Here is a 25,557-nt window from a genome sequence, read left to right on the forward strand (position 1 = left end):
GAATTGACTAATGGGCAAACAAGCAATCGGTGTGATCGGGCTCGCGGTGATGGGCCGCAATCTCGCACTCAATATCGAGAGCCGCGGTTACGCGGTGTCTGTGTACAACCGCAGCCGCGAGAAAACCGACGAACTGATCGCCGAATTCCCCGGCCGCAATCTGGTGCCGACCCATACGCTCGAGGAATTCGTCGCGTCGCTCGAAACGCCGCGCCGGATCCTGATGATGGTGAAGGCCGGCGAAGCGACCGACGCGACGATCGCCTCGCTCAAGCCGCTGCTCGAGAAGGGCGACGTGCTGATCGACGGCGGCAATACGCACTTCACCGACACGATCCGCCGCAACCAGGAGCTCGCGCAATCGGGCCTGCACTTCATCGGCACCGGCGTGTCGGGCGGCGAAGAGGGCGCGCTGCGCGGCCCGTCGATCATGCCCGGCGGCCAGCGCGACGCGTACGACCTGGTCGAGCCGATCCTCAAGCAGATCGCGGCGAAGGCGCCGTCGGACGGCGAGCCGTGCGTCGCGTACATGGGCCCGGACGGCGCGGGCCACTACGTGAAGATGGTCCACAACGGCATCGAATACGGCGACATGCAGCTGATCGCCGAGAGCTATGCGGTGCTGAAGGACGTCGCGGGGCTGACCAACGACGAACTGGGCGCGGTGTACACCGAATGGAACCAGGGCGAACTCGACAGCTACCTGATCGAGATCACGTCGAAGATCTTCGGCAAGAAGGACGACGAAACCGGCAAGCACCTCGTCGACGTGATCCTCGATCGCGCCGCGCAGAAGGGCACCGGCAAGTGGACGAGCCAGAACGCGCTCGATCTCGGCGTGCCGCTGCCGCTCATCACGGAGTCGGTGTTCGCGCGCGTGCTGTCGTCGCTGAAGACCGAGCGCGTCGCGGCCAGCAAGATCCTGTCGGGCCCGGCCGCCGCGCCGTTCGCAGGCGATCGCGCCGCGTTCATCGAAGCGGTGCGCCGCGCGCTGTATCTGAGCAAGGTGATCTCGTACGCGCAGGGCTTCGCGCAACTGCGCACGGCGTCCGAAGAGTACGGCTGGAACCTCGATCTCGGGACCATCGCGAAGATCTTCCGGGCGGGCTGCATCATCCGCGCGCGCTTCCTGCAGAAGATCACGGATGCCTATGCGAAAGACCCGGCGCTCGCGAACCTGCTGCTCGACCCGTACTTCAAGGACATCGCCGCGAACTACCAGACGGCGCTGCGCGACGTCGTGGTCGCCGCGGTGAAGGCCGGCGTGCCGGTGCCGGCGTTCGCGTCGGCGGTCGCGTACTTCGACAGCTACCGTTCCGAGCGGCTGCCGGCGAATCTTGTGCAGGCGCAGCGAGACTTCTTTGGCGCACACACGTTCGAGCGCACCGACAAGCCGGGCAGCTTCCACGCGAACTGGTCGTAAGCGTCGGGCGGCGGCGGCATTGTTGCGAAAATCTATTCTTTGAATAGGGTTTTTCTATCCCGGATGCCGACATTGTTAGCTCCGGGGAAACAGTGTTTTCGTTCTTTCATGGTTTTCCCTAGGGGACGTCGGGACTAAACTCTGTTCCATCGCTGCAGACATGGTGTGTGCGGCGGAGCAAAAAAATCCCGGAGGTAATCATGAAATCGCTGATCGCAACGTTCGCCGCAGCTGCCGTCCTCGCCGTTCCCGCCGTGTCGTTCGCCCAACAGAATGCGCCGGTCACCCGCGCCCAGGTGAAGGCCGACCTCGTCGCCGTCCAACAGGCCGGCTACAAGCTGGGCAGCGACCGGACGAACTACCCGGAAGGTATCCAGGCTGCTGAAGCCCGCCTGAACCCGCAACAGAACGTCGCTGCCGCCGATACCACCGGCTACGGCGCACAACCGGTTGCCGCGCAGGAATCGGGCGCACCGGCCAAGGCCAAGACCGGCTGGCAAGTCAAGCGCATCGCCGACGACGCGCCGATCTACAAGGGTCGTTAATGGTGCGGCCGCCTCGGCGGCCTGATCCGACCCCTGAAGTACGAACAGCCCGCCGTTCCGTGATCCGGAACGGCGGGCTGTTTTCATTGGCGGCGCGCGTCGCGCGCCTGCCGCCGGTTCAGTGCAGCGGGCGTCTGCCGCGCCCGATATCGCGGAACAGCGCTTCGGCCGGCTCCAGCACCTGGAGCCACGTTTCGTCGTAGCCGCTCAACGTGTCGAGCGCCTCGCGCAGCCGTTCGATCGCGAGCACCGGCAGCTCGACGCTGTGGCGCGTGGCGCCGGTCATGTGCGCGACGCTCGCGAGCTGGACGAGCGCATCGGCCGCCTCGGCGACGTCGGTGGCGAACAGCAGGTGCCGGTTGAGCAATTCGACCAGGCCGCTGGAACCGGAGAAGTCGTCGGCGTTGAGCTGCACGGAAAGAAACGTCGCGTTGTTCATTGTCATGCTCCTCGTTGTCGTTGGATCGCGCAGTGCATCACCGAGTATAGGCGGCGATCGAAGGGGAGAATGTGACGGGACCGATACGGCGGGCAAGGGCGGCCACGCGGGCGGCGAATCCCCGTCCAGCCTGCCCGGCGGCCCGCGCGGCGCGGCTTGCAGGCCGCCGGCGCGCTGCTGCGGCGCCGCAAGATTGTTGCCGGATCGGGCCTCTGTCGCGGCTCTGCCCGCCACAAATGGTATCTTTGCCGGTCGGGACGACGCGGAAAAGGGGCCGGTGAGCCCATTCGCGACGACGTTCCGCCGTGGAAACTGACGGCCGCGCGAGCGGTCGGATACTGATTGGTCCGGCCGTTGGGCCGGACATCGTGCGTCGCGCGCCGGGGGGCGGCGGGTGGCGCAGCGACGCAAATCCGGGAGGACCCTTGAGAGAAACTTTTCCCATCCACGATGCGCTGACGCGCCGGCTGCCGCAGGCGGCGCTCGTTGCCGCGGCCATCGCGCTGACGGGCTGCACGATGACGCCATGGACCGACAACTGGCAGCCGACGCGTCAGCCGGCACCCACGACGGCCGCGACGCCGGGCGTGATCGCCGGCTACTACCGCGTGAATCCGGGCGATACGCTCGCGGGCGTCGCGAGCGCCTACGGGCAGCGCGTGCAGGACGTGGCCAGCTGGAACCACATGGCGCCGACCGATGCCGTGTATCCGGGCCAGGTGCTGCGCGTCGCGCCGCCGCCGGCCGCGGCACAGCCCGGGCAGCCGCCCGCGGCGGCCGCCCAGCCGGGTTCGCTCGCGTGGCCGGCCACCGGTGTCGTGGCGACGCCGTTTTCGGCCGGCAAGACGCGCGGCGTCGTGATCGCCGCATCCGGGCCCGACCGTTCGGTGCGGGCCGCGGCGGCCGGGCGTGTGGTCTACGCCGGATCGGGCGTCAAGGCCTACGGCCCGCTCGTGATCCTGAAGCATGAGAACGGGCTCATCACGGCCTATGGACACAACGGCCAGTTGCTCGTCAACGAAGGCGACGCGGTGCGCCAGGGCCAGCCGATCGCCGAAATGGGCACCGACGCAAGCGGGCGCTCGACGTTCGAGTTCGAAGTCCGCCAGAACGGCAAGGTCGTCGATCCGATGAACTTCCTGCCGCGCAACGGCGGCTGACGGCCCGCGTCACTCCGTGTGCGCCGGGCGGCGCACACGCCCGCCTTTTCAGCATTCCCCGCTTCATCCTTTCCCGAGCGTAACCGCGCCGGAGGGTCGCGCGCGATTGCCGACCCAGCGAATGCCCAGCGCGAGCGCCGCCGCACCGATCGCGATCAGCGAGCACTGGATTGCGACCGGCAGGTAGCCGTGCGGCCGCGGATCGACGAACGGATACGGATACCAGTTCTCCAGCGAGCCGCGCACGAGCGTATAGCCGAGATAGACGACCGGAAAGCCGAGCCAGGCGAACGCGCTGCGCCGCGGGATCGGCAGGCGCGGCTCCACGTACAGCCAGTCGCACAGCATGACGAGCGGCACGATCCGGTGCAGCACCCAGTTGTTGAACGCCGGCGTGACGTGACGCAGCGCATCGAGCCGCGCGAGCAGGAGTTCGTAGACGATCGCGGTGATCAGCACGTACAGCACCGCGGCGCCGCGCATCGATTCGTAGCGGGCCGAGCCGGGGCGCGTGATGCGCGGGAGCCCGGCCGCGAGCATCGCGGCCGCGTAGAGGCTGCTCAGTTGCGTGAAGTAGCTGAGGTAGTTGCCGAGATGAAAGCCCGGCAGGTGCCAGTAGTTGGCGACGCTGTGCAGCGTGGTGGATACCGCGAGCAGCGCGGCGATCAGCCGATAGGCCGCAACGAAGAACGCTTTGCTCATGATGCCCGCGCGCCGTCGCACCAAAATTTCATCGTGCCACAGCCGTTCGCGCGCGCGATGCGGATTTTCCATATGACGCGCCGTGCGGCGCGGGGTTGCGATTCGTCGGATATTTGCGCGCGTCGTGCAAAACCGTGCGCCCGTGCGGCTACAATCGGGGCAGCCCTGCCGGGCGGCCGGCCGGTTACCGCATGCGCTCCTCCCCGCATACCACACGAGACGAAGCATGAGAAACATCCTCGCGAAACAGACGCGCTACAGCTCGCCGGCGATCTTCTTCCACTGGGCGGTTTTCCTGCTGGTGGCGCTGGCCTACCTCGCGATCGAGATCCGCGGGCCGAAAGGCAGCGACAGCCGGGTGTTCTGGATGAACGTGCATCTCACCGCCGGCACGCTCGTGCTCGTGCTGTCGGTGCTGCGCGTGCTGTGGCGCGCCGTCAGCCGCGTGCCCGAGCCCATTGCGCAGGCGGCGCTGCTGCGCTGGCTCTCGAAACTTGCGCATGTCGCGCTCTACGTGTTCATCATCGCGCAGCCGCTGCTCGGCATCATGATGGTCAACCTGGGCGGCAAGCCGGTGTCGCTCGACTGGCTCGGCGTGTCGTTCACGCTGTTCGGCCCCGACAAGGCGCTGCGGCCGACGATCAAGGAAGCGCACGAACTGCTCGGCAATGCGTTCTACTTCGTGATCGGGCTGCACGCGCTGGCCGCGCTCTACCATCATTTCATCCGGCGCGACGACGTGCTGCGGCGCATGGCGCCCTGAACGGCGCGTGTCGAAAGCAGGCGGCAGGCGGGGGCGCATGGTTGTGTTGACAACCATGCGCCCCCGGTCCGTTTACCGGCATCCGTACTGGTCAGCCCGTTGAACATTCGGTAACATCTCGGCTGTTTTTACATTCCGCTTACTGGCCGCCGCGCATGCTGCACCGACATCGTCACCTGACCGCCTGGCTCGGCGTGCTCGCGATCTGGTTCGCGATCGCGGCGCCGCCGGTGTCGCAGTGGCGCGTCGCGCAGGCGGCCACGCCCGACGCGATCGTCTGCGGTACCGAGCATCGCGCGCACGGGTCGCCCGATGCGAGCCGCCTGCACGATCATGCGCTGCATCTCGATGCGTGCGGGTACTGCGGCTTTTTCGCGCACAGCCCCGCGATCGGCGGGCCTGCCGCCGCGGCACTCGCTTCCGTTTCCGTCGTTTCCGTATCCGCCGTCGCGCCGCCTGCCGTCGCGGCGCGTGCCGACCGCTATCCGCGCGCGTACCCGCGCGCACCGCCCGAGCGCGCCTGACGCGCTGTTTCCGTTTTTTTCATCGCCGCTATCCGTGCGGGCCGTCGAGGCCGCGTGGAGGGCGTCACTCGGGCTTTCGATCATGACCATTTTCCAGTTGCGTGCGCCGCAGGCGTCACGCAATGCCTGTGCGCGGCGCATGCCGCGCGTGCTGAAACTCACCGTTCCCGCGCTCGCAGCCGGCGCGCTGGCCGCGAGCGCCGCGGCGGCCGAAACGGCGCGTGCCGCGGGCGTGCCGCGCGACGACCCGGCCGCGCCGCTGCCGGCCGTCGAAGTCGTCGCGTCGCCGCTGTCTACGCCGCTCGTCGTCGTCACGGACCCGAAGACCCCGCGCCAGCCGCTGCCCGCCAGCGACGGCGCGGATTACCTGAAGACGATCCCCGGTTTCACGTCGATCCGCAGCGGCGGCACCAACGGCGACCTCGTGCTGCGCGGGATGTTCGGTTCGCGGCTGAACATCCTGGCGAACGGGATGTCGACGCTCGGCGCATGTCCGGGCCGCATGGATGCGCCCACGTCGTACATCGCACCGGAGAGCTACGACGAGGTCACCGTCGTGAAGGGGCCGCAGACGGTGCTGTACGGTCCCGGCGCGTCGGCCGGCACCGTGATGTTCGAGCGCGTGACGCCGCGCTTCGACAAACCCGGCATGCGTTTCGACGGCAGCGTGGTCGGCGGCTCGTTCGGCCGCAACGACCAGAACATCGACGTGACGGCCGGCACGCCGGACGTCTACGGCCGCGTGAGCGCGAACCACGCGCATTCGCAGGACTACAAGGACGGCAACGGCAACACCGTGCCGTCGCAGTGGGACAAGTGGAACACCGATGCGGCGCTCGGCTGGACGCCGGACGACCATACGCGCGTCGAGCTGACCGCCGGCACCGGCGACGGTTATGCGCGCTACGCGGGGCGCGGCATGGACGGCGCGCATTTTCGCCGCGAGACGTTCGGCCTGTCGTTCGACAAGAAGCATCTCGGCGACGTGCTCGACCGGATCGAGGCGCGCGTGTACTACAACGAAGCCGATCACGTGATGGACAACTACACGTTGCGGCAACCGGACCCGACCAGCAGCATGCCGATGCGGATGGCGTCGGAGGTGCGGCGTCGCACGTTCGGCGCGCGCGCGGCCGCGACGTTCCGTTTCGCCGACGACTTCAAGCTCGTGACGGGCGTCGATGCGCAGTCGAACCGGCTCGACTCGCGCTCGGCGATGGGGCGGCAGAACTACGGCGACATGCCGTGGGATGCGCAGGCGACGATGTGGAACGCGGGCGTGTTCGGCGAGCTGACGTGGTACGCGAGCGACGTGTCGCGCGTGATCGGCGGCGCGCGCGTCGACTATGCGAGCGCACGCGACAAGCGTGCGACGACGAGCGGCATGATGATGAGCAAGCCGAATCCGACCTTCGACGACGATCGCACGCGCGTGCTGCCGAGCGGCTTCGTTCGCTACGAGCGCGACCTCGCGTCACTGCCCGTCACGTGGTACGCGGGCGTCGGCCATACGGAGCGCTATCCGGACTACTGGGAGCTGTTCTCCGCGAAGCGCGGGCCGGCCGGCTCGGTCAACGCGTTCTCGGCTGTGCAGCCTGAGAAGACCACCCAGCTCGACATCGGCGCGCAATACAAGAGCGAACGGCTCGATGCGTGGGTGTCGGCCTACGCGGGCTACGTGCAGGACTTCATCCTGTTCAACTACGCGGCCGGCATGATGGGCCCGACTACGCAGGCGACCAACGTCAACGCGCAGATCATGGGCGGCGAAGCGGGCGTGTCGTGGAAACCGGTTTCACCGCTGCGCATCGAGACGTCGCTCGCGTATGCGTGGGGGCGCAACGTCGCGAGCGGCGATCCGCTGCCGCAGATGCCGCCGCTCGACGCGCGCATCGGGCTCGAATATACGCGGGGTGCGTGGTCGGCAGGGGGGCTGTGGCGCATCGTTGCGCCGCAGCATCGCTACGCGCTGAACGAGGGCAACGTGGTCGGCAAGGACTTCGGCCCGAGCGCCGGATTCGGCGTGCTGTCGCTGCACACGCAGTACAACGTCAGCAAGACCGTGCAGATCTCGGTTGGCGTCGACAACGTGCTGAACAAGGCCTACACCGAGCACCTGAACCTCGCCGGCAACGCGGGCTTCGGCTATCCGGCGAACTCGCCGGTGATGGAGCCGGGCCGTACCGCCTGGGTGCGCGTGAGCGCGAAGCTGTGACGCATCGCGCGTGTGCGTTGCAGCATGCGCGCGCATGAACGCGGCCCCGCCCGAACGGGCGGGGCGCGTCAACCGATTAGAGAACCGTGTCTAGTCGGCGCGCAAACGTTCGCGACTCGTGCTTCACTCCCGCATTCGATGCATGCGGTGGTTCCGACGTTCGCGACACATCGTGTGGATCGATTGGGCTTCATTCGCACCGGCAGCACAATAATCAGGAGAACATGCATGGCCAGATCGATGCGTTCCAGGGTGGTGGCAGGGGCAGTGGCATGCGCGATGAGCATCGCGCCGTTCGCGGGGGCGACCGCCGTGACGACGTTGGCGACGACGCACGCGGCGATGGCGGCGACCGCGCCCGCCGACGGCTACGCGGCGACGCGTTATCCGATCATCCTCGTGCACGGGCTGACGGGTACCGACAAGTACGCCGGCGTGCTCGAGTATTGGTACGGTATCCAGGAGGACCTGCAAAAGAACGGTGCGACCGTCTACGTCGCGAACCTGTCGGGGTTCCAGAGCGACGACGGCCCGAACGGGCGTGGTGAACAGCTGCTCGCATACGTGAAGACGGTGCTCGCGGCGACGGGGGCGACCAAGGTCAATCTCGTCGGCCACAGCCAGGGCGGTCTCACGTCGCGCTATGTCGCGGCCGTCGCGCCCGATCTCGTCGCGTCGGTGACGACGATCGGCACGCCGCATCGCGGCTCCGAGTTCGCCGACTTCGTGCAGAGCGTGCTCGCCTACGATCCCACCGGGCTGTCGTCATCGGTGATCGCCGCGTTCGTCAATGTGTTCGGCATCCTGACGAGCAGCAGCCACAACACGAACCAGGACGCGCTTGCCGCGCTGCAGACGCTGACGACCGCACGGGCAGCGACGTACAACCAGAACTACCCGAGCGCGGGCCTGGGTGCGCCGGGCAGTTGCCAGACCGGCGCGCCGACGGAAACCGTCGGCGGCAGCACGCACCTGCTGTATTCGTGGGCCGGCACGGCGATCCAGCCGACGCTGTCGGTGCTCGGCGTCACCGGGGCGACGGATACGAGCACCATTCCTGTCGTGGATCCGGCGAATGCGCTGGACCTGTCGACGCTCGCGCTGTTCGGCACCGGCACGGTGATGATCAACCGCGGCTCCGGGCAGAACGACGGGCTCGTGTCGAAGTGCAGTGCGCTGTACGGCAAGGTGCTGAGCACGAGCTACAAGTGGAACCATCTCGACGAGATCAACCAGTTGCTCGGCGTGCGCGGCGCGTATGCGGAAGATCCGGTCGCCGTGATCCGCACGCATGCGAACCGGCTGAAGCTGGCGGGCGTGTAATCGATGACGGTACGAGAAGGGCGCGCGCCGCTGGCGCGGCGCGCCGTGGTCTACGGTGTCGTGGGGCTGGCGGCGATTGCCAGCGTGGCGATGTGGAACGGCGCCGGCTGGCATCGCGGGGCCGGTACCGCCGGCGAGTTGCCGGACGCGTCGGCGGCAGGCGGCTCCGCCGCCGCACCGGCGCAGGCCGCCGTGCCGGCCAGCGCGGGATTGCCGCCGTCGCTGGCCGGCTCCAGTGCGCCGCGCTTGCCGCTCGATGCCGGCGGCCGTCTTGCGAAATCGCACGCGGTGCGCGATTTCTTCGACTATTGCCTGACCGCGCGGAGCGACCTGAGCGCGGCCGCGCTCGACGCGTTCGTCGTGCGCGAGATTGCCGCGCAGCTCGACGGCACCGCGGCACAGGCCGACGCGCTCGACGTGTGGCACCGGTATCGCGCGTATCTCGACGCGCTCGCGAAACTGCGCGACGCCGGCGCGGTCGACAAGTCCGACCTGGGCGCGTTGCAACTCGCGCTCGACCAGCGCGCGTCGATCGCGTATCGCACGCTCGGCGACTGGAGCCAGCCGTTCTTCGGTGACGAGCAGTGGCGGCAGCGCTACGACCTCGCGCGGCTGAAGATCGCGCAGGATCCCGCGTTGACGGACGCGCAGAAGGCCGAACGGCTCGCCGCGCTCGACCAGCAGATGCCGGCCGGCGAACGCGCCGAGCGGCAGCGCATCGACCAGCAGCGCGCGGCGATCGACCAGATCGCGCAACTGCAGAAGAGCGGCGCGACGCCGGATGCGATGCGCGCGCAACTGACGCAGACGCTCGGCCCCGAAGCCGCCGCGCGGGTCGCGCAGATGCAGCAGGACGATGCATCGTGGCAGAGCCGCTACGCGGATTATGCGACGCAGCGCAAGCAGATCGAATCGGCCGGCCTGTCGCCGCAGGATCGCGACGCGCAGATCGCCGCGCTGCGGCAGCGCGTGTTCACGAAGCCCGGCGAAGCCGTGCGCGCGGCATCGCTCGATCGCGGGGCGGGCGGCACGCCGTAACGTGGGCGCGGGCCGCTATGCCGCGCGCGTGAGATCGCGCGGCAGGTGTTGCTCGATGGTATTCGCGAGCGTGTCGAACGCGGGCCCGATGCCTTCGTGCGCGACGCACGCATAGCCGAGCAGCAGGCCGCGCTGCGCGGTGTCCACGCTGCTGTAGTAGCTGGTGAGCGGGCGCACGATCACGCCCGCGTCGAACGCGCTCTGCGTGACCGCGCGATCGTCGCACGCGTCGGGCAGGCCGAGCACGAGATGCAGGCCGGCCTCGTCGCCCATCACGGGCAGCGCGTCGCCGAAGCGCGCGCGGATCGCGTCGATCATCAGCTGCCGGCGCTCGCCGTACAGCGTGCGCATTCGTCTGACGTGCGAAGTCAGGTGGCCGTCCATGATGAATTCGGCGAGCACGGCCTGCTGCATCAGCTGGCCTTCGCGGTACAGCTCCGACAACCCGGTGCGGAACGTGTCGACCAGATGCTCGGGCACGACCATGTAGCCCATCCGCAGCCCCGGGAACAGCATCTTGCCGAGGCTGCCGACGTAGATCACGCGACCGCCGTCGTCGAGCCCCTGCAGCGATGCGAGCGGGCGGCTGCCGTAGCGGAACTCGCTGTCGTAGTCGTCCTCGATGATCCAGCAGCGGTGCCGGCGTGCGTATTCGAGCAGCATCCGGCGCCGTGCGAGGCTCATCACCATCCCGAGCGGGTATTGATGCGACGGCGTGACGAGCACGAGCCGCGGCGGATGCTGCATGTCGCTCGCGCGCGGGTCGAGCCCTTCCTGGTCGACCGGCACCGGCGTCAGTGCGAGGCCGGCCGCCTGCAACACGCTGCGCACGCCCCAGTAGCACGGCTCCTCGACCCACGCGCGATCGCCGATGTCGGACAGCAGCCGCACCGCGAGATCGATCGACTGGTGGATGCCCGTCGTGATGATCACCTGGTCCGGCGAGCATTTGACCGAGCGCGCGACACGCAGGTAATCGGCGAGCGCGCGCCGCAACGGTCGGTAGCCGCCGCCCGGCGCATAGGTCAGCAGCTCCGGATTCGCCTCCTTCCACAGCCGCGCCTGCAGGCGGCTCCACGTCCGGCTCGGGAATTCCGACACGTCCGGCACGCCCGGCATGAACGCCCCCCACTGGCGCCGCGACACGCCGGCGTGCTCGATCAGTTGCCGGCCGCGCATCGACAGGCCGCCCTGCGCGTCCGGCAGCGGCGCTTCGTCGGCGCTCGACGGCGACGGCGCGGCGCCCGGCACGTGGATCGCGGCGGCGTCCGGCCGCGTGTCGGCCACGTAGGTACCGCTGCCGGTGGTCGTCAGCACATAGCCTTCGGCCGTCAACTGGTCGTACACGTGCAGCACGGTATTGCGCGCGATCGACAGGTCGGCCGCCAGCGTGCGCGAACTCGGCAGCTTGATTCCTGGCCCCAATTCCCCGGTCAGGATGGCCTGTTGCATCTGCTGCAGCAACTGCCGGTACATCGGCTCGGGCGAGCTGCGGTCGAGACGGGCGGAGAGCCAGTCGGCGAGGATCACGGTATCCAAAGTGGTCCTACTAGTAATATTGAAATGGTTCCCTATTGTAGAACCGTGCGCGCCGTATAGTGGCTCGCATCTCAAAATCAATTGTCGCGAAGCAAGGGGACAGCCACGATGAAGTCCGATGATGTGATCGTCAGCTTTCGCGGCGTGCGGAAGACCTACGACGGCGAAACGCTGGTCGTCAAATCGCTCGACCTCGACATCCACCGCGGGGAATTCCTGACGCTGCTCGGGCCGTCGGGCTCCGGCAAGACGACCTGCCTGATGATGCTCGCCGGCTTCGAATTCCCGACCGGCGGCGAGATCCGCCTCGACGGCGAGCTGCTGAACACCGTGCCGCCGCACAAGCGCAACATCGGCATGGTGTTCCAGAACTACGCGCTGTTTCCGCACCTGACGGTCGAGCAGAACGTCGCGTATCCGCTGACCGTGCGCAAGCTGCCGGCGGCCGAGCGCGTGGAGCGTGTCGCGCATGCGCTGAAGATGGTGCAGATGGAGCGCTTCGCGAAACGCTACCCGGCGCAGCTGTCGGGCGGCCAGCAGCAGCGCATCGCGCTCGCGCGTGCGCTCGTGTTCGAGCCGAAGCTGGTGCTGATGGACGAGCCGCTCGGCGCGCTCGACAAGCAGTTGCGCGAACACATGCAGTACGAACTGAAGGCGCTGCACGAAAAGCTCGGCGTGACCTTCGTGTACGTGACGCACGACCAGGGCGAGGCGCTGACGATGTCCGATCGCGTCGCCGTGTTCGACAAGGGCATCGTGCAGCAGCTCGACACCGTCGACCGCCTGTACGAATCGCCGTGCAACGAATTCGTCGCGAACTTCATCGGCGACAGCAACCGGCTGCGCGGCACCATCGCGCGCGTCGACGGCGAGTTCTGCGAATTCCGGCTCGACGACGGCACGAAGCTCGTCGGCCGCCGCATCGGCGAAGCCGCGGAAGGCGCGCCGGCCGTCGCGTGCATCCGCCCCGAACGCATGAGCCTGGCCGTGCACGGCGCGAACGGTCACGCGAACGGCGCGGCCGCCAACCGGCTGAGCGGCGAGGCCCGCAGCCTCATCTATTTCGGCGATCACGTGCGCATGCGCTGCGCGCTGCCGGGCCAGGACGAATGCTTCGTGAAGGTGCCGCTCGGCACCGGCGCGCTCGATGCGTTCTCGCCCGGCGCACCGGTCGCGCTCGCGTTCGCGCCCGAACACCTGCGCGTGTTCGCTTGAGCAGGGTTTTCCCGATTTTCCGCAGCACGTCGTCAACAACAACTGCCCACTTCCACCACGAGAGGAGAGGAACCACCATGAACCGAGCACGCTTTACCGCACGGCGCACCGCGCTGGCACTGGCGCTCGCCGTCGTCGGCGCATCGGCATCGGCTGCCGAGCTTACGGTCGTCAACTTCGGCGGCGCGAACGGCGACGCGCAGAAGGTTGCGTTCAACCAGCCGTTCGAGAAGGCGACCGGCAACAAGGTCACCGCCGTCGAATACAACGGCGAGCAGGCGAAGGTGAAGGCGATGGTCGAGGCGAAGCACGTCAACTGGGACGTGGTCGAAGTCGAATCGGGTGACCTGAACCGCGGCTGTGACGAAGGGCTGTACGAGAAGCTCGACTGGTCGAAGATCGCGAAGAAGTCCGACCTGATTCCGGAATCTCCGCAGGTGTGCGGCGTCGGTTTCTTCGTGTGGTCGACGGCGCTGTCGTACAACGCGGACAAGCTGAAGTCGGCGCCGACCGGCTGGGCCGATTTCTGGAACGTGAAGAAATTCCCCGGCAAGCGCGGCATGCGCAAGGGTGCGCGCTACAACCTCGAATTCGCGCTGATGGCCGACGGCGTCGCACCGAAGGACGTGTACAAGGTGCTCGGCACGAAGGCCGGCCAGGACCGCGCGTTCAAGAAGCTCGACGAGCTGAAGCCGTACATCCAGTGGTGGGAAGCGGGCGCGCAGCCGCCGCAGTTCCTCGTCGCCGGCGACGTCGTGATGTCGACCGCGTACAACGGCCGCATCGACGCCGCGCAGAAGGAAGGCAAGAACCTGAAGGTCGTGTGGAACGGCAGCATCTACGACCTCGACTACTGGGCGATTCCGAAGGGTTCGCCGAACAAGGCGCTGGCCGAGCAGTACATCGCGTATTCGCTGACGCCGAAGCCGCAGCAGGCGTATGCGCAGCACATCGCGTACGGCCCGGCGAACATTGCGGCGATCAAGGCGCTCGACCCGAAGACGCTCGCGAACCTGCCCAACTCGCCGGCCAACGGCAAGAACGCGGTGCTGGAAGACATCGGCTTCTGGACCGACCACAGCGACGAGCTCGAGCAGCGCTTCGCCGCATGGGCGACGAAGTAACCGGTCAGGCCTCCTGAACGGTGTCCTGATGCAACCGGCCGCGCGGCACGTCGATCGTGTCGCGCGGCCTTCCGCCGGAACGTGCCCGGCCGGAGAGAACCGTTGAATACGATGACGATCGCGCCTTCCTCGCCGCCGAACGCCGCGCTCAAGCGCGAGCTGAAAGCCGCCGAGGCCCGCAAGCGCACGATGGCGCTGCTGCTGGTCGCGCCGCTCGCGATTTTCCTGCTGCTGATTTTCGTCGTGCCGATCGGCACGCTGCTCACGCGCGCGGTGCAGAACCCGGAGATCGCGACCGCGTTGCCGAACACGGTCGCCGCGCTGTCGGGCTGGGACCGCAAGGCGCCGCCGGCAGACGCCGCGTACGTCGCGCTCGCGGCCGACATGACGAAGGTGGCCGACAGCGAGGCGATGGGGGCGCTCGCGCGGCGCCTGAACACCGAGATTCCCGGCTATCGCTCGCTCGTCGCGAAGACGGCGCGCGCGATGCCGCTGAAGGGCGACAATGACGCGGCGCTCACGCCCGCGCAGATGCGCGCGAAATTCATCGACCTCGATTCGCGCTGGGGCGACGTCGCATACTGGCAGGCGATCGCGAAGAACGGCAGCCAGGTGTCGCCGTTCTACCTGCTTGCCGCGCTCGACCACAAGCAGGACGGCTTCGGCCATATCGTGCAGGCCGATCCCGACCAGTCGATCTATCTTGCGATCTTCGGCCGCACGTTCGTGATCGGCGTGGCCGTCACGCTGTTCGCGCTGCTGCTCGGCTACCCGCTCGCGTACTGGATCTCGACGCTGTCCGAGCGTCGCGCGAACCTCGTGATGATCCTCGTGCTGATCCCGTTCTGGACCTCGGTGCTCGTGCGCGTCGCCGCATGGATCGTGCTGCTGCAGAGCGAAGGGCTCGTCAACAAGGCGCTGATCGGCAGCGGGCTGATCTCGCATCCGCTCACGCTGCTGTTCAACCGCGTCGGCGTGTACATCTCGATGACGCACATCCTGCTGCCGTTCATGATCCTGCCGCTCTACAGCGTGATGAAGTCGATCCCGCCGACCTATCAGCGCGCGGCCGTGTCGCTCGGCAGCCATCCGTTCGCCGCGTTCTGGCGCGTGTACGTGCCGCAGACCTATCCGGGCGTCGGCGCGGGCGCGCTGCTCGTGTTCATCCTCGCGATCGGCTACTACATCACGCCCGCGCTGCTCGGCGGGCCGAACGACCAGATGGTCAGCTACTACGTCGCGTACTTCACGAACGTGACGATCAACTGGGGGATGGCGTGTGCGCTCGGCGGGCTGCTGCTCGCGGCGACGCTCGTGCTGTACGCGGTGTACGGGCGCTTCACGCGCACCAACGTGAGCCTCGGCTGAGCGGCCGGGCCGGAACACGCCACGAAACGGGAAGGGGATTCGAACCATGAAACTCGCCAGGCCGCTGTTCGCGCCGCACATGTCGTTCGTCGAGCGCGCGTGGTACGTCGCGCTGCGCGTGCTCGTCGTGCTGACGCTGCTGTACCTGATCCTGCCGGTGCTCGCGATCGTGCCGCTGTCGTTCTCGTCGAGCACGTTCCTCGTCTATCCGATCCCGGGTTTCTCGACGCGCTGGTACGAGAACCTGATCGCATCCGACGAGTGGCGGATGGCGGCGAAGAACAGCTTCATCGTCGCGCCGTCGGCGACCGTCGTCGCGACCGTGCTCGGCACGCTCGCGGCGATCGGTCTGACGAAGGCCGACTTCCGCGGCAAGGGGCTGCTGATGGCCGTGCTGCTGTCGCCGATGATCGTGCCGGTGGTCGTGGTGGGCGTCGGCATGTACCTGTTTTTCGCGCCGCTCGGGCTCGCGAACACCTACACGGGGCTGATCGCCGCGCACGCGGCGCTCGGCGTGCCGTTCGTCGTGACGACGGTTGCCGCGACACTGCAGGGCTTCAACCAGAACCTCGTGCGCGCGAGCCTGTCGCTCGGCGCGAACCCGGTGTCGACGTTCTTTCGCGTGACGCTGCCGGTGATCGCGCCGGGCGTGATGTCGGGCGCGCTGTTCGCGTTCGCGACGTCGTTCGACGAGGTGGTCGTCACGCTGTTCCTCGCGGGTGCGGACCAGACGACGCTGCCGCGCCAGATGTTCACCGGCATTCGCGAGAACATCAGCCCGACGATCGCTGCGCTCGCAACGATCCTGATCATTTTCTCGACGAGCCTGCTGCTGGCGCTCGAATGGCTGCGCGGGCGCAATGCGCGGCGCGCGGTGAGCTGACGAGGCGGGCCGGCGTGCCGCGCCCGCTGGTCGTGCTTCCCGCACGGCCACGCGGCGGCTTTCATTTCGCTGACTGACGACGCGGCGGCCTGCACGTTCGATGCGGCTCTGCAACAATACGGGGCGCGGCGGCGCGCGTTCCGTGCGGTGCGACCGGAACGCCGCCGCGAGTCCAATCCGCGACGCGGCACCCCGCGTCGCTCGTCAGCCGAGCTTCATCTTGTCCGAATTCGCTACCCCAGCCGGCGCGCATGAGCCGGCCGTCAACTGGCGCGCGATGTCCGCCGTGCTGCTGGCCGTCGCGCTCGCGACGCTCGACACCGCGATCGCGAACACCGCGCTGCCCGCGATCGCGACCGACCTGCATGCGTCGCCGGCCGCGTCCGTGTGGATCATCAACGCATACCAGCTCGCGATGGTCGCGACGCTGCTGCCGTTCGCGTCGCTCGGTGACATCGTCGGCCACAAGCGCGTGTACGTCGCCGGGCTCGCGGTGTTCACGCTCGCATCGCTCGGCTGCTCGCTCGCGTCGACGCTGCCGATGCTGACGGCCGCGCGGATCGTGCAGGGCTTCGGCGCGAGCGCGATCATGAGCGTCAACGTCGCGCTGATCCGCGGCCTGTTTCCCGCGCACCGGCTCGGGCGCGGCGTCGGCTTCAACGCGCTCGTGGTCGGCGTGTCGTTCGCGGTGGGGCCGACCATCGCATCGCTGATCCTGTCGGTTGCCGCGTGGCCGTGGCTGTTCGCGGTGAACGTGCCGCTCGGCGTGTTCGCGCTTGCAGTGGCGATTCCGTCGCTGCCGCAGACGGCGCGCGGCAAGCATGCGTTCGATCCGGTCGCCGCATTGTTCAACGTGATCACGTTCGCGTCGCTGATCTTCGCGCTCGGCGAATTCGCGCAGCGCGGGCCGCTTGCCGTCGTGTGCGCGGCGGCCGCGGTCGCGGTCACGTTCGGCTGGCTGCTGATCCGCCGCCAGGCCGGGCATCCGGCGCCGATGCTGCCGGTCGACCTGTTTCGCCGGCCGGTGTTCACGCTGTCGGCACTGACCGCCGTGTGCGCGTTCGCCGCGCAGGGGCTTGCGTTCGTGTCGCTGCCGTTCTATTTCGAAACCGTCCTGCATCGCAACGCGGTCGAGACGGGGTTCCTGATGACGCCGTGGTCGGCGATCGTCGCGTTCGCCGCGCCGATCGCGGGCCGGTTGTCGGATCGCTATCCGCCAGGCCTGCTCGGCGCGATCGGTCTTGCATTGCTGAGCGCGGGCATGGTGTCGCTCGCCGCGTTGCCGGCGGCGCCGGGCGTCATCGACATCGGCTGGCGGATGATGCTGTGCGGCGCGGGCTTCGGTTTTTTCCAGTCGCCGAACCTGAAGGCGCTGATGTCGAGCGCGCCGCCCGAGCGCAGCGGCGGCGCCAGCGGGATCATCGCGACCGCGCGGCTGATCGGGCAGGCGACGGGCGCGGCGCTCGTCGCGCTGTCGTTCGGGATCGCGGGGCGCCACGGGCCGACACTGGCACTGATGCTCGGCGCGGGCTTCGCCGGGGCCGCGAGCGTCGCGAGCGGGCTGCGGCTCTTTGCGCCGTCGCATCGGGCCGGTGTGCCGGCCGCGTCGGAGCCCGCGAGCGAGCGCGCGACCGAGTAGGGATGGGCACGGTCCACGCGCAGGCCGACGATCGGACCGCGATCGCCGTAAAGTCTCGAACCGGCGCGCAACGCACTCCCGCCGCGCGCCGGCCGTCACGCTTCGCTTAGAACCCGCCTGACTTGATCAGCTTGTTGAGGTTCGCGATGTTCAGGCTGCCGAAGCCGGTCGTGTAGTCCCAGCCGGTGCCTGCCTTGTAGCCATACCCCTGATAGCCGTTGTTCCCCGATACCACGTCGTAGCGCACGAGCGACGGGTTCGACGGAATGTCGGCGTAGAAATTGCCGGCGGGGAAGCCGATCCCCGTGCCGTTGGCTGCGAGCAGACGCGCCCAGAAGCCCGTGAAGATCGGTGCGGCGAGGCTCGTGCCGCCGATCTGCTGCAACTGGCCGTAGTTGTAGATGTACGCGCCGGTGCTTTGCGCGGCGTCGAACGCGACGTCCGGCAACTGGCGGTTGCTGCCCGACTGCCACGACGGCGCGGGCAGGATCGTGCTGACGCCGCCGCCCGTCGACCACAGCTTGCCGTTGCCGTCGAGCCCTTCGTTCCACACCGTCTCGTTCGAGAACGCGCCCGCCGACGTCGTGTAGAGCGTCGTGCCGCCGATCGCGAGCACGTGCGGCGACGAAGCCGGCCACGACACCGTGTAGTTCGCGCCGTCCGGATAGCCGCGGTTGTTGCACTCGTACACGCCTTCGTCGCCCGACGAAACGGAGAACGTCTGGCCTTGCGCGGCGGCGGTCGTGAAGATCTGTTCCTCGGCGTCGATCGTGCCGTCGGCGTTCGCGTCGGTTTCGCACCAGCCGAGCGACACGTTGATCACCTTCGCGGTGTTGTCCGACACCGCGCGGTTGAACGCCTGCGTGAGCCCCGTGTTGCCGCTGGCGTTGAGGTCCGCCATGTAGAACACGAGCTTGCCGACCTGGCCGCCGGCCGAGCCGACGATCGACTGGCTGTCGAGATCCCATTCGCCCTGGCCGTCCTGGTCGTCGGTATAGCTGCCGCCCGAGCCGTTGGTCTTGACCGTCTGCGTCGACACCGTGCCGTAACCGTTGCTCGACGTGAACTGCTTCAGGTCCGCGAGCGTCTGCGACACGCCGCCGATCGTGATGATGCCGACGGTCACGCCGGCCGCGGTCGGCACGCCGGTCGCGTTGTAGAGGCCCGGGAATTCCTTCGGATAGTGGCCGGTGGCCGTGCCGGCCGCGAGCGCCTGCGGCTTCGCCACGTTGCCGATGCGCAGCATCGGATGGGCACGCGCGACGTTCTGCAGCCCGAGCACCGAGCCGACGACGTCGCCGAGCGCGCGCGGCACCTGTGCGGTCGACGTGTTCGCGTAGCCCGAACGGCCCGCGTACTGGAAGTGCACGAGCGACGTGTTGAACGCGGCCTTCACCGTGCCGGCCGTGCCGCTGGCGGAGACCAGCAGCCGGTTCGGCGCGACCTCGACGTTCGTGAAGCCGCTCTTGTGCAGATAGTCGACCACCGACTTTACCTGCGCTTCGGTCGGCGCGTAGCTGGAGAGGAACTGCTCGGGCGTCAGGTACTGGTGGTAGTGCGCGCTGCCCGGCCTGTTCACGTCGCGCGCCAGTTGCTTGAGCTGCGCGGCGTTGCGCAGCTTCAGGCTGACGACGACGTTGGTCGTTTCGCCGGCCGCGAGTTCGAGCGACGGCGCCGCGCTGCGCGCCATCAACTGCGGGCCGGTCAGAAAGGCCTTCGTATGGGTGTCGACCCAATCCGTCGCCGCATGCGCCGCAGCGGCGGCGAACACGAGCGGTGCCACGCACGCGAGGCGGCGGGGCGACGGCAGGGGCAGGGCAAACCAGGCATTCCTTTTCATCGGGAGTCCTTTTTAGGAGAAACGACGTTGCTGGAGCCCTCGACCCTTGTGGGGTCGCGAGCGGTGACGAGCGTAGGGCGTCGCTGCCGTTCAGGTAGCTGCCAGTTTCCCTAGCTGTCAGTTCTGACATCGGCACGTGTGCGCGCAGGCAGGGCGGCCCGCGCGCACGCGATCGCGCCCGCGACGAACGGAACCGGTTCTCGACACGACGGCGCGGCAACGCGCGACGTTCGTACGCACGAGTCGCTCGTCGCGGCGCCGGAACGTACACGATCGCAGAGCGGATCGACGCGTGCGTGCAGCGTGCGTGTCCGGTCGTTGCCGCGTGCCGCGTCGCACTATGTGGTCAAACGGGGCGATGCGGCACGAACGGTTTCGCACGTGCATAAAAAAGAGGCCGGCCGGTCGCGAACGTTTCCCGAACTGTGGAACGGGGCTTCCGGCGGTCTTGCGGGCGGCTTTCGGATCGCATGCGGCAATTGCGGATTAGAGGGATTGCTCGAATCCAGACCTGCGCATGGGCGTGCCGGGCGGACGACGGGCACACGCAAGATCGCGCAGCGTCGTGCGTGAAATTCCGCCTTGACTCTCGCCGTTCACCGGATATCCTTCAACCCATAACCAGCGAGTTATGAATAAGGACATGCAGAACGCCCACGACATGCTTTTCAGGACGCTTGCCGATCCGACGCGCCGTGCGCTCTTCGAGCGGCTGTGCGCGGACGGCGAGCTGACGGTCGCCGCGTTGACGGCCCACGCGGGCGTCTCGCAGCCGGCCGTCTCGAAGCATCTCGGCGTCCTGAAGCAGGCCGGGCTCGTGAGCGACCGTCACGAAGGCCGGCAGACGCACTACAGCGCGCAGCCGCAAGCGCTGGCCCCGTTGATCGACTGGACGAGCCAGATGGCCGGCTTCTGGCAGAACCGGTTCGACGCCCTCGAAGACCTTCTGAAAAGGATGGATCAGTAATGAACCAGGCCACCACCGAAACGCGCTCCGTCGTCGTCGAACGGGAGCTGCCTCATCCGCCGGAGAAGATCTGGCGCGCGCTCACGCAACCGCATCTGATCGAGGCATGGTTGATGAAGAGCGACTTCGAGCCCGTCGCGGGCCGCGCCTTCAGCTTCCGCGCCGACTGGGGTTCGGTCGACTGCACGATCCTGACGATCGAGCCGCCGCGCGCGCTGTCTTATACGTGGGCCGCGTACGGGCTCGAAAGCGTCGTCACGTGGACGCTCACGCCAACGCCCGCCGGCACGCACCTGCGGATGGAGCAGGTCGGTTTCCGCACGGATCAGGAGCAGGCGTACCGCGGCGCGCAGCACGGCTGGGTCCGGTTCCTCGACGCGCTCGAACAGGTCCTGGCCCGCCCGGACGCAGGCACGGAGGCGCGCACATGAGCACCACGGACCTCACGCCGTCGCAGCGTATCGACGCGCTGATCGCCGGCATCGACGACTGGCGCGGCAAGACCTTCGCCGAGCTGCGCGAGACGATCCTCGGCGCGCAAGCGGGCATCGTCGAGGAATGGAAATGGATGGGCAGTCCCGTTTGGGAGTGCGACGGAATGATCGCGGTGGCGAATGCGCACAAGGGCAAGGTGAAGGTGACCTTCATGCACGGCGCGCACCTGCCCGATCCCGACCAGCTGTTCAACGACGGCCTCGACGGCAATGCGCGGCGCGCGATCGATTTCTTCGAAGGCGACCGGCTCGACAAGCGGGCGCTGAAGCAGCTCGTGCGCGCGGCGATCGAATACAACCGCACGCATTTGAAGAAGAATGCGCGGCGAGCGGGCGCCGGTGCCGGCGCGAAGGCGCGTGCGGACAACGCGGCGTGACGCTTTGGGCGACGCGCGATTACCGGCAGCACTTGCGCGGACGTCGAACGTCCCGGGCAGGATTGTCCTGAATGCCGCTGTCCGCGCCTCGACGCGTCGCGCACTGTCCGTCAGCGGCCCTACGTACGAGCGCGGATCGCGTCACTTGCCCTTGCGTCGGAACGTGAACAGGGTGCCGCCGCAGCAGTTGCCGTCTTGCAGATAGACGGTGAAGGTTTTGTCGACGACTGCATAGCTGACCGTCACGATGTCCGGACTGTCGTCGGGCAGAAAATTTCCCGACATCGCGGGGACGAAGTCGATCGCGTCGCGGGCGAGCAGGTAGAGCTGCTCGTCATGCACCGTGGTGGCAGGCGACAGTGCTTTCAGCCCGTCTTCGACGACGCTGTCGTGGGGCGCGCCGATCTCGTACTGCATCCCCGCGTCGCGGTACGGGATCGACACCAGTACCTTGCCATCGACGTTCAGGCGCGTGGCGAGCGCCGGGTCCACGGTGATCGTCATGCTGTCGAGTCGCCGCAGATCCTTGCGCGTGAGGCTCACGTCCGAGAATTCGCGCCGCGCCATCGAAATGCTCGATACGTTGGATTCCCATCGGCCTTTGTTCCGCCACGAGTCCCACATCGCATTGGCGCCACCGGAGCCGGAGACGCTGTCGAGCGCGTAAGTGCCGATCGCCTGCGTGAGAATCTCGCGCTTCGAGCCGATGACGATTTCAGAGGTCTGTCGCGCGTCGACGGGCAGGCGCCGAGCACCGTCGGACGATGCCCAGGTGCCGTCTAGCGCGTTGCCGGCCACCTTGCCCGTGAACGTGCCGGTGCGTTGCCCGGTGCCGCCTGTCTCGTCCATCGTGAAGCTGCCCGACGGGTCGATCTTGCCGCTTAGCGGAATATCGGTGTGCTTGCCGACGTAGCGGTAGCTGCCCGTCAGCTTGCCGTCGACATTCTTGACGTCCATCGTGAACGCATAGCGGCCGCCGATCCGTCCTGCAAAGCGCTTGTGGAAATACTGAAGATCGGCGAGCGTCGCCGTGGCGATCATCAACGGGAAAAGTGTCGCGGCGAGTTGCAGGGCGAGGCGGCGCATGGCGTGGGGGCGGGATCGACGGTCGCGCCATTGTGACACGCGATGCCGATCGAAAACGTGCGTGCGGTCGGTGCCCGGCAATTCGGAGACGGAAAAAAAGCCCGACACGAGGTCGGGCATCCAAATCGGCCGCAGCCGCCCGCGAGGCGGCTACGGCACCTGCAACAGCGCTTACGCTGCGAGCAGCGAGCGCAGCACGAACGGCAGGATACCGCCGTGCTTGTAGTAGTCGACTTCGATCGGCGTATCGATGCGCAGCAGCACCTGCACGCGCTGCGATTCGCCGTTCTTGCGGTGGATCACGAGCGTGACGTCCTGCTGCGGCTTGAAGTCGTCGCCGAGGCCTTCGATGTCGTACGTTTCGTCACCGGTGATGCCGAGCGACTGGACGCTGTCCGAGCCCTTGAACTGCAGCGGCAGCACGCCCATGCCGACCAGGTTCGAGCGGTGGATGCGCTCGAAGCTGCGTGCGATCACGGCCTTCACGCCGAGCAGTTGCGTGCCCTTCGCGGCCCAGTCGCGCGACGAGCCCGTGCCGTACTCTTCGCCCGCGAACACGACGGTCGGCGTGCCGGCGTCGACGTACTTCATCGCCGCATCGTAGATCGACAACTGTTCGCCGCTCGGCTGATGAATCGTCAGGCCGCCTTCGACACGCGTGCCGTCTGCGTTCACCGGGATCATCAGGTTCTTGATCCGGACGTTCGCGAACGTGCCGCGCATCATCACGTCGTGGTTGCCGCGGCGCGAGCCGTAGCTGTTGAAGTCGGCCTTCTGCACGCCATTTTCCTTCAGCCACTTGCCTGCCGGCGAGTCTTCCTTGATCGAGCCTGCCGGGCTGATGTGGTCGGTCGTGACCGAATCGCCGAAGATGCCGAGCGCGCGCGCGCCCTTGACCGTGGGGATCGACGCAGCCGGTTCCATCGAGAAGTCGTTGCCGAAGAACGGCGGCTCGGCGATGTAGGTCGACTTCGGCCAGTCGTAGACCTGGCCCGATTCGCCCTCGATCTTGCTCCAGAGGTCGCCCTTCTTGGTCAGCTTCGAGTAGTTGTCCTCGAACTTCTTCGGATCGAGCGCGAACTTGAGCAGCGCGTGGATTTCTTCGCTCGTCGGCCAGATGTCGCCGAGGTAGATGTCGCGGCCGCCCTTGCCCTTGCCGACCGGCTCGGTCATCAGGTCGCGCGTGATGTTGCCGGCGATCGCGTACGCGACGACGAGCGGCGGCGACGCGAGGAAGTTCGCGCGGATGTTCGGGTGGATGCGCGCTTCGAAGTTACGGTTGCCGGACAGCACGGCCGCCGCGACGATGTCGTTCTTCGTGATCGCTTCGTTCAGTTCCGGCGTGAGGTCGCCCGCGTTGCCGATACAGGTCGTGCAGCCGTAGGCCGCGACTTCGAAGCCGAGCTTCGACAGGTAGGGCAGCAGGCCCGTCTTCGTCAGGTACTCGGTGACGATGCGCGATCCCGGCGCGAGCGAGGTCTTGATCTTCGGATCGACGGTAAGGCCGGCCTCGACCGCCTTCTTCGCGAGCAGGCCGGCGGCCAGCAGCACGCTCGGGTTCGACGTGTTCGTGCACGACGTGATCGCGGCGATCAGCACGTCGCCGTTCTTCACGTCGACGTTGTTGCTCGTCGTGTACTGCTTGTCGAGGTCTTCCGCCTTCTTCGCGAAGCCGTTCTCCGCGACCGGCTTCGAGAACAGGTCGGTGAACGTCGACTTGACGTTGCCGATCTCGATGCGGTCCTGCGGGCGCTTCGGGCCGGCCAGCGACGGTGCGACCGTTGCGAGGTCGAGCGTCACCGTCTTCGTGTAGTCGATGTCGCCGGCCTTCGGGATGCCGAACAGCTTCTGCGCCTTGAAGTAGTTTTCGAACGCGGCGATTTCCGCCTTCGTGCGGCCGGTGCCTTCGAAGTAGTCGATCGTCTTTTCGTCGACCGGGAAGAAGCCCATCGTCGCGCCGTATTCCGGCGCCATGTTGCCGATCGTTGCGCGGTCCGGCAGCGACAGCGACTTCGTGCCTTCGCCGAAGAATTCGACGAACTTGCCGACGACCTTCTCCTTGCGCAGCATTTCGGTGATCGTCAGCACCAGGTCGGTGGCCGTCACGCCTTCGCGCAGCCTGCCTTTCAGCTCGACGCCGACCACGTCCGGCGTCAGGAAGTACACCGGCTGGCCGAGCATGCCGGCTTCCGCCTCGATGCCGCCCACGCCCCAGCCGACCACGCCGATGCCGTTGATCATCGTCGTGTGGCTGTCCGTGCCGACGAGGGTGTCCGGGTAGTACACGGTGTCGCCGCCGTCCGCCTTCTTGTGGACGCCGCGCGCGAGGTATTCGAGGTTCACCTGGTGGACGATGCCGACGCCCGGCGGCACGACCTTGAACGTGTCGAACGCCTGCATGCCCCACTTCATGAACTGGTAGCGCTCGTTGTTGCGCTGGAATTCCAGCTTCATGTTCAGGTCGAGCGCGTCCTTCTGGCGGAAGTAGTCGATCTGGACCGAGTGGTCGACGACGAGATCGACCGGGACCAGCGGCTCGATCTTCTTCGGGTTCTTGCCCGTGCGCTCGGCGACGCCGCGCATGGCCGCGATGTCGGCGAGCAGCGGCACGCCCGTGAAGTCCTGCAGCACGACGCGCGACACCACGAACGGAATCTCGTCGACGCGCTTCGCATTCGGCTTCCAGTTCGCGAGCTGCTCGATGTGCTCTTCGGTGATCTTTTTGCCGTCGTAGTTGCGCAGTACGGACTCGAGCACGATACGGATCGACACCGGCAGGCGTTCGATCTTCGTCTTCAGTTCCTTGCCGAGCTGCGGCAGCGAGTAGAACTTGCCTTTGCCGGAACCGCTGTCGAATTCCTTGAGGGTCTTGTGGAGATTGTGGGCCATGGTG

The 25,557-nt window shown here is 67.5% G+C and carries 22 protein-coding genes; 16 read left to right on the top strand and 6 right to left on the bottom strand.

Features of this window, described 5'->3' with window-relative positions:
* The first annotated feature begins 10 nt into the window (after positions 1 to 10).
* On the top strand, positions 11 to 1,423 hold the full coding sequence (gene gndA / locus WJ16_RS23670) for an NADP-dependent phosphogluconate dehydrogenase (RefSeq protein ID WP_069259495.1): 1,413 nt from the start codon (positions 11 to 13) through the stop codon (positions 1,421 to 1,423).
* Between the two features lie 200 nt (positions 1,424 to 1,623).
* A complete protein-coding gene (locus WJ16_RS23675) occupies positions 1,624 to 1,968 on the top strand; it encodes a DUF4148 domain-containing protein (protein ID WP_069259496.1) in 345 nt (114 codons plus the stop codon).
* Between the two features lie 118 nt (positions 1,969 to 2,086).
* On the opposite strand, the gene WJ16_RS23680 is transcribed toward WJ16_RS23675, so the two are convergent.
* A complete protein-coding gene (locus WJ16_RS23680) occupies positions 2,087 to 2,407 on the bottom strand; it encodes a hypothetical protein (RefSeq protein ID WP_069259497.1) in 321 nt (106 codons plus the stop codon).
* A gap of 425 nt (positions 2,408 to 2,832) precedes the next feature.
* Between WJ16_RS23680 and WJ16_RS23685 the strand changes: the two genes are divergently transcribed.
* On the top strand, positions 2,833 to 3,567 hold the full coding sequence (locus WJ16_RS23685) for a peptidoglycan DD-metalloendopeptidase family protein (RefSeq protein ID WP_069259498.1): 735 nt from the start codon (positions 2,833 to 2,835) through the stop codon (positions 3,565 to 3,567).
* 63 nt (positions 3,568 to 3,630) lie between these two features.
* On the opposite strand, the gene WJ16_RS23690 is transcribed toward WJ16_RS23685, so the two are convergent.
* Positions 3,631 to 4,269, bottom strand: coding sequence for a Pr6Pr family membrane protein (locus WJ16_RS23690; protein ID WP_069261106.1), 639 nt, complete (start codon positions 4,267 to 4,269; stop codon positions 3,631 to 3,633).
* 226 nt (positions 4,270 to 4,495) lie between these two features.
* On the opposite strand from WJ16_RS23690, the gene WJ16_RS23695 reads away from it, so the two are divergent.
* From WJ16_RS23695 to WJ16_RS23715, 5 genes are all read left to right on the top strand, one after another.
* Positions 4,496 to 5,032 carry a cytochrome b gene (locus WJ16_RS23695; RefSeq protein ID WP_069259499.1) on the top strand — a complete coding sequence of 179 codons (537 nt, stop codon included), beginning with the start codon at positions 4,496 to 4,498 and terminating at the stop codon, positions 5,030 to 5,032.
* Between the two features lie 155 nt (positions 5,033 to 5,187).
* Positions 5,188 to 5,556, top strand: a complete 369-nt coding sequence (locus WJ16_RS23700; protein ID WP_069259500.1) for a DUF2946 domain-containing protein — start codon at positions 5,188 to 5,190, stop codon at positions 5,554 to 5,556.
* Positions 5,557 to 5,638: 82 nt separating this feature from the next.
* Entirely contained in the window at positions 5,639 to 7,771 is a 2,133-nt protein-coding gene (locus tag WJ16_RS23705) for a TonB-dependent copper receptor (protein WP_069259501.1), read from the top strand.
* A 228-nt stretch (positions 7,772 to 7,999) separates the two neighbouring features.
* Positions 8,000 to 9,094: a triacylglycerol lipase gene (locus WJ16_RS23710; protein WP_069259502.1), complete on the top strand. Its 1,095-nt coding sequence runs from the start codon at positions 8,000 to 8,002 to the stop codon at positions 9,092 to 9,094.
* A gap of 3 nt (positions 9,095 to 9,097) precedes the next feature.
* The gene (locus tag WJ16_RS23715) at positions 9,098 to 10,132 is read left to right on the top strand and encodes a lipase secretion chaperone (protein WP_069259503.1); all 1,035 of its coding nucleotides are present in this window, start codon (positions 9,098 to 9,100) and stop codon (positions 10,130 to 10,132) included.
* 15 nt (positions 10,133 to 10,147) lie between these two features.
* Here WJ16_RS23715 and pdxR read toward each other — a convergent pair whose 3' ends face one another.
* Positions 10,148 to 11,671 carry a MocR-like pyridoxine biosynthesis transcription factor PdxR gene (pdxR, locus tag WJ16_RS23720; protein WP_069259504.1) on the bottom strand — a complete coding sequence of 508 codons (1,524 nt, stop codon included), beginning with the start codon at positions 11,669 to 11,671 and terminating at the stop codon, positions 10,148 to 10,150.
* A gap of 108 nt (positions 11,672 to 11,779) precedes the next feature.
* On the opposite strand from pdxR, the gene WJ16_RS23725 reads away from it, so the two are divergent.
* From WJ16_RS23725 to WJ16_RS23745, 5 genes are all read left to right on the top strand, one after another.
* Complete coding sequence (locus WJ16_RS23725) at positions 11,780 to 12,886, top strand: ABC transporter ATP-binding protein (protein WP_069259505.1); 1,107 nt, start codon at positions 11,780 to 11,782, stop codon at positions 12,884 to 12,886.
* Between the two features lie 77 nt (positions 12,887 to 12,963).
* A complete protein-coding gene (locus WJ16_RS23730) occupies positions 12,964 to 14,010 on the top strand; it encodes an ABC transporter substrate-binding protein (protein WP_069259506.1) in 1,047 nt (348 codons plus the stop codon).
* Between the two features lie 111 nt (positions 14,011 to 14,121).
* A complete protein-coding gene (locus WJ16_RS23735; protein WP_069261107.1) occupies positions 14,122 to 15,378 on the top strand; it encodes an ABC transporter permease in 1,257 nt (418 codons plus the stop codon).
* 46 nt (positions 15,379 to 15,424) lie between these two features.
* A complete protein-coding gene (locus WJ16_RS23740; protein WP_049032914.1) occupies positions 15,425 to 16,261 on the top strand; it encodes an ABC transporter permease in 837 nt (278 codons plus the stop codon).
* Positions 16,262 to 16,481: 220 nt separating this feature from the next.
* Positions 16,482 to 17,900 carry an MFS transporter gene (locus WJ16_RS23745; RefSeq protein WP_084636150.1) on the top strand — a complete coding sequence of 473 codons (1,419 nt, stop codon included), beginning with the start codon at positions 16,482 to 16,484 and terminating at the stop codon, positions 17,898 to 17,900.
* Positions 17,901 to 18,006: 106 nt separating this feature from the next.
* On the opposite strand, the gene WJ16_RS23750 is transcribed toward WJ16_RS23745, so the two are convergent.
* Entirely contained in the window at positions 18,007 to 19,740 is a 1,734-nt protein-coding gene (locus WJ16_RS23750; protein ID WP_069259507.1) for a S53 family peptidase, read from the bottom strand.
* A gap of 643 nt (positions 19,741 to 20,383) precedes the next feature.
* Between WJ16_RS23750 and WJ16_RS23755 the strand changes: the two genes are divergently transcribed.
* Genes WJ16_RS23755 through WJ16_RS23765 form a run of 3 tightly spaced genes read left to right on the top strand, consistent with a single transcriptional unit; the run spans position 20,384 to position 21,578 of the window.
* Positions 20,384 to 20,707 carry an ArsR/SmtB family transcription factor gene (locus WJ16_RS23755; RefSeq protein WP_041493622.1) on the top strand — a complete coding sequence of 108 codons (324 nt, stop codon included), beginning with the start codon at positions 20,384 to 20,386 and terminating at the stop codon, positions 20,705 to 20,707.
* Entirely contained in the window at positions 20,707 to 21,138 is a 432-nt protein-coding gene (locus tag WJ16_RS23760; protein WP_069259508.1) for an SRPBCC family protein, read from the top strand. The genes WJ16_RS23755 and WJ16_RS23760 overlap by 1 nt, the downstream gene beginning before the upstream one ends.
* The gene (locus WJ16_RS23765) at positions 21,135 to 21,578 is read left to right on the top strand and encodes a DUF1801 domain-containing protein (RefSeq protein ID WP_069259509.1); all 444 of its coding nucleotides are present in this window, start codon (positions 21,135 to 21,137) and stop codon (positions 21,576 to 21,578) included. The genes WJ16_RS23760 and WJ16_RS23765 overlap by 4 nt, the downstream gene beginning before the upstream one ends.
* A gap of 141 nt (positions 21,579 to 21,719) precedes the next feature.
* Here WJ16_RS23765 and WJ16_RS23770 read toward each other — a convergent pair whose 3' ends face one another.
* Positions 21,720 to 22,784 (bottom strand): hypothetical protein, encoded by a 1,065-nt coding sequence (locus tag WJ16_RS23770; RefSeq protein WP_236858374.1) that lies wholly within the window; start codon positions 22,782 to 22,784, stop codon positions 21,720 to 21,722.
* 51 nt (positions 22,785 to 22,835) lie between these two features.
* On the bottom strand, positions 22,836 to 25,553 hold the full coding sequence (gene acnA, locus WJ16_RS23775) for an aconitate hydratase AcnA (RefSeq protein ID WP_069259510.1): 2,718 nt from the start codon (positions 25,551 to 25,553) through the stop codon (positions 22,836 to 22,838).
* Positions 25,554 to 25,557: the final 4 nt, after the last annotated feature.

The organism is Burkholderia metallica (assembly GCF_001718555.1).
In the GTDB taxonomy this organism is placed as follows: Bacteria; Pseudomonadota; Gammaproteobacteria; order Burkholderiales; family Burkholderiaceae; genus Burkholderia; species Burkholderia metallica.

Coding starts and splice junctions, on each gene's coding strand:
- WJ16_RS23770 (WP_236858374.1), bottom strand. CDS start 22,784: ATGCCCGACCTCGTGTCGGGCTTTTTTTCCGTCTCCGAATTGCCGGGC.
- WJ16_RS23690 (WP_069261106.1), bottom strand. CDS start 4,269: ATGAGCAAAGCGTTCTTCGTTGCGGCCTATCGGCTGATCGCCGCGCTG.
- WJ16_RS23705 (WP_069259501.1), top strand. CDS start 5,639: ATGACCATTTTCCAGTTGCGTGCGCCGCAGGCGTCACGCAATGCCTGT.
- WJ16_RS23710 (WP_069259502.1), top strand. CDS start 8,000: ATGGCCAGATCGATGCGTTCCAGGGTGGTGGCAGGGGCAGTGGCATGC.
- WJ16_RS23765 (WP_069259509.1), top strand. CDS start 21,135: ATGAGCACCACGGACCTCACGCCGTCGCAGCGTATCGACGCGCTGATC.
- WJ16_RS23735 (WP_069261107.1), top strand. CDS start 14,122: ATGACGATCGCGCCTTCCTCGCCGCCGAACGCCGCGCTCAAGCGCGAG.
- WJ16_RS23675 (WP_069259496.1), top strand. CDS start 1,624: ATGAAATCGCTGATCGCAACGTTCGCCGCAGCTGCCGTCCTCGCCGTT.
- gndA (WP_069259495.1), top strand. CDS start 11: ATGGGCAAACAAGCAATCGGTGTGATCGGGCTCGCGGTGATGGGCCGC.
- acnA (WP_069259510.1), bottom strand. CDS start 25,553: ATGGCCCACAATCTCCACAAGACCCTCAAGGAATTCGACAGCGGTTCC.
- WJ16_RS23695 (WP_069259499.1), top strand. CDS start 4,496: ATGAGAAACATCCTCGCGAAACAGACGCGCTACAGCTCGCCGGCGATC.
- WJ16_RS23760 (WP_069259508.1), top strand. CDS start 20,707: ATGAACCAGGCCACCACCGAAACGCGCTCCGTCGTCGTCGAACGGGAG.
- WJ16_RS23755 (WP_041493622.1), top strand. CDS start 20,384: ATGCAGAACGCCCACGACATGCTTTTCAGGACGCTTGCCGATCCGACG.
- WJ16_RS23680 (WP_069259497.1), bottom strand. CDS start 2,407: ATGAACAACGCGACGTTTCTTTCCGTGCAGCTCAACGCCGACGACTTC.
- WJ16_RS23715 (WP_069259503.1), top strand. CDS start 9,098: ATGACGGTACGAGAAGGGCGCGCGCCGCTGGCGCGGCGCGCCGTGGTC.
- WJ16_RS23730 (WP_069259506.1), top strand. CDS start 12,964: ATGAACCGAGCACGCTTTACCGCACGGCGCACCGCGCTGGCACTGGCG.
- WJ16_RS23700 (WP_069259500.1), top strand. CDS start 5,188: ATGCTGCACCGACATCGTCACCTGACCGCCTGGCTCGGCGTGCTCGCG.
- WJ16_RS23725 (WP_069259505.1), top strand. CDS start 11,780: ATGAAGTCCGATGATGTGATCGTCAGCTTTCGCGGCGTGCGGAAGACC.
- WJ16_RS23750 (WP_069259507.1), bottom strand. CDS start 19,740: ATGAAAAGGAATGCCTGGTTTGCCCTGCCCCTGCCGTCGCCCCGCCGC.
- WJ16_RS23740 (WP_049032914.1), top strand. CDS start 15,425: ATGAAACTCGCCAGGCCGCTGTTCGCGCCGCACATGTCGTTCGTCGAG.